This is a genomic window from Stenotrophomonas sp. YIM B06876 (assembly GCF_030711595.1).
Classification (GTDB): Bacteria; Pseudomonadota; Gammaproteobacteria; order Xanthomonadales; family Xanthomonadaceae; genus Stenotrophomonas.
In genome coordinates, this window is the sequence record NZ_JAUJUJ010000546.1 from 1 (window position 1) to 483 (window position 483).

At 70.2% G+C, this 483-nt stretch carries 1 protein-coding gene; it reads left to right on the forward strand.

Annotation, left to right across the window (positions count from 1 at the left end):
- Nucleotides 1-483, forward strand: a 483-nt coding sequence (locus tag QZH66_RS18395; protein ID WP_305807231.1) for a dihydroxy-acid dehydratase, incomplete at both ends; no start/stop codon positions are given.

Below are 483 nucleotides of genomic sequence, written 5' to 3' on the forward strand. Positions count from 1 at the left end.
CGCCACGGCCCAGGTGGCGGGTGGCGTGCCCGCCATGTGCGACGGCGTGACGCAGGGCACACCGGGCATGGAGCTGAGTTTGTTCAGCCGCGACGTGATTGCCGTGGCCACAGCCGTGTCGCTGAGCCACGACGTTTTCGACGCGGCGCTGCTGCTCGGCGTGTGCGACAAGATCGTGCCCGGCCTGCTGATCGGCGCGCTGCATTTTGGCCACCTTCCCACGGTGTTCGTGCCCGCCGGGCCGATGACCACGGGGCTGTCGAACAACGCCAAGGCCCAGGTGCGCGAGCAGGCGGCCCAGGGCCTGGTCGGCCGCCCCGAGCTGCTCGCCGCTGAATCGGCCGCCTACCACGGCGAAGGCACCTGCACCTTCTACGGCACGGCCAACAGCAACCAGATGCTGCTCGAAGCCATGGGCCTGCAGGTGCCCGGCACGGCCTTTTTCAACCCCGGCCAGCAGCTCCGCGCCGAGCTCACGCGCGA